The 2,728-nt window shown below is 63.7% G+C and carries 1 protein-coding gene and 1 pseudogene; both read right to left on the minus strand.

Annotated features, from left to right (window positions below; genetic code table 11):
- Positions 1–1,388, minus strand: a pseudogene (locus IRZ24_RS19055) (hypothetical protein); the annotation flags it as partial.
- Positions 1,389–1,486: 98 nt separating this feature from the next.
- Positions 1,487–2,512 carry a hypothetical protein gene (locus IRZ24_RS19060; protein ID WP_297167937.1) on the minus strand — a complete coding sequence of 342 codons (1,026 nt, stop codon included), beginning with the start codon at positions 2,510–2,512 and terminating at the stop codon, positions 1,487–1,489.
- Positions 2,513–2,728 lie beyond the last annotated feature (216 nt).

Below are 2,728 nucleotides of genomic sequence, written 5' to 3' on the forward strand. Positions count from 1 at the left end.
AAGCGTCGCGGTGGCAGATCCAGGTCTTTTGCCAGACACTGTGGTATCACCTGCTCTCGCAACAACCGCCGACGCACCTCTGTCCGCATCGTCGTTCTCTTGAGGCGCAGCCGCACTTGCATCTCGCGACCTACTACCGCCAGCAGGTCATCCAGGGTCAACGTCTCTTCACAAACCCCTTCCTGAACCAACCAGGCTGCTACCGTCAAGAGAAAACCCGTCAACGATGCAAATGCCTGCTGGAGCCGCCGATGGCAGCGATCTCTCCGTTCCAACGGCACAGCCTCCCGACAGCGAGCCTGCTCCTGTGCGGTCACCAGCGTCCAGTGTTGAACCTGCCGCCAGGCCGGGGCCACTGGCCAGCGTGTCCGGTTGCGATCACGACGTGGCAGCACCAGCCGCAGCCAGCCATCCGCCTGACCAGGTGTTCCCACCAGGGCCGCCCACAAGCCAGGAAGCTGCTCCTCTAGCTGATAGGGATCTTCAATGCCGAATTCAGCCAAAGCCCGCCGCCGCAGCCGGAACTCTAAGCGCCAGACGCGACTGTGTCCATCCCATCCTTGGGCACGCCAACACGTCAGCAACCACTGCTTGCCTGAACGCCGTATCTCTGCGCACTTGTCATAGAATTGCGCACTCACTTGTGATGCATGCGTTCCCCAGGTCACCGTCTGCAAGCGCCGGCCCAGATAGCGCACTTCCTCTCCTGTTGCTGCTGGCAGCCTCCTGCTTGCTGACCGCCCTGGCCGGCGCCGCCACCCTGAGTATGGCGGCACTCCCTGGGCCAGGCCATCCCTTGCCTCCTGCTCTTCCCTGGCCAGGTGCAACCGCGCTATGCGCGCCCGCGTGATAATCACCTGCCAGGGCAATTCCTCAACAGGCAATCCCACCAGATCCGCGGCCACATGCAACTCCGAGACCTGCAAGTGCAGGAATGCTGTCCCCAGAAACTCCGTCAGAAATTGCTCGATCCCTACCACCACCGTTCCGACGGGACTCTCCCAGAGTGCGGCGGATGCCACCTTGACCCGTGCAATCACCCCGGTCAGCTTGCCCACATCCACAAACAGCTCAAAGTAGGGACATTGCAGAACCCAGGCCGCATGACTGGCCCCCCGAGGCCACATCCACAACACCCATCCATCGTACTGCCACCGCGTGGGGATATTCTGGCCCGCTGCCTGTGCCTGCCGTTTGTAGTCCTCCAATTCCAGGAGAAGATCCTCATTGTCGAGGGGGCGCGGCTGTGGCTGCCCCTGCGCGTCGGCATAGCGCACATTCAGCCACAGCGTATCGACATTTTGGGCCAGAACCCGTACCCTCTCTGCTGACCGGAGCACCTGGTACCAGCCACGGGGCTGCGTCGGCTTGCCAGGCGCTCCCGCCACGTCTTCCTCTGTAGATAGCACCCCGCGTGTTACAGTGCACGCGGGGTGCTGGCCCGGTTCCCCTTGGCTCCCCAACGCTTCACACTGCTGCGCCTGCCTCATCGCTCACCTCCGTGCTGCAACCGCTGCCAGGCCGTGCGCGCATCCACTTGCCAGAGCAACCGGAAAAAGTCAAAAAGACTACCTCCACGCCCCCAGGTGTAGCAATACCAGCAGTTGCCTGCCGGCGTGTGCGGAAACACTTTGAACGAGGGGTGACGATCCTGTCCATTATGGTGATGCCAACCAAAGGGGCAACGGCCTCTCCCATGCTGATCCAGCAGGACGTAGCGCCCAATCACGGCCAGAGGGTCTCGCGCCAGACACCAGGCCAGGATGGGGCTTGTCCGGGCTGGGAGCGTTGCACGGGCATGGGGAGAGGAGTACGATGCCTGCGCATGCACCGGCGGCGTGGGGAGACGTGCCTCGGGGCGGGTCTGGGCTACACTGTCCAGGTGGGCTGGCAGCACTGCCGCCGGCTGCTCGAGCCACCAGCTCAGCTGCGTGTACACGTTTCCCCCCACAGGGTGAAGCCGCTGGCTGCCATCAGCGACCAGGAAGGGATAGCGGCGGCCACTGCGCCGATGGACCCCGAGTGGCAGGCGGATGAGCGACCCGTAGCCGCTCGCTGTGTCTTGCTTGGGATACAGTTCCAGGTTGGGCGAGCAAAGCGGGCGCAGCCAGGCACGCACCTGGATCGCCGGCGTGGGCTGGGCCAGCCAGAGCCACAGATGACCGCCACGGCGCGAGGCCTCCAGGCTGGTTGGAATGCCCTGGGCCGCAAGAACTTGCTGGAGGGCGACCAGGCGCTGCAGGCCGTCGAGCTGATCTGCGTCGACGACCGCATAGCAGCAACAATCCTGTTCATCAAGGACATAGTGGCCCAGGGTGAGTCGGCCCGCCAGGTGCGCCGCCAACAGCGTCGGCGTCAGTGGGGCGTGCACACAGCGGTAACGACCATCTGCCCGCTGGATCGCATAGGCCGTGCGTCGCCCACCCAGCCGCTCCAGCCAACGCGTCAGCAGCACCGGCGTGCTGGCCTGGCGAGCACGGGGATTTCCTTCTTCGTGACTGCACTGTTGCATTCTTCGTTCTCTCTCCATGGGGAACCTCTGGAAGGCCATCGTGTCAGCAGCGTCAGCGTGTGTCGTGGGGAAAGAGACACGCTGGCGCTGCTCCACCTTTCAAGGGGAAACCCTGTGGCAAGCGATGGACAGCCAGACAGGTTTGGGCGTCTGTGGCTGTCCGTCGCTTGGCCTGTCAAGCGTCGTGTTGACTACCACGCAGGCTCGGGCAAAGCA

Source organism: Thermogemmatispora sp. (assembly GCF_019683755.1).
GTDB lineage: Bacteria > Chloroflexota > Ktedonobacteria > Ktedonobacterales > Ktedonobacteraceae > Thermogemmatispora.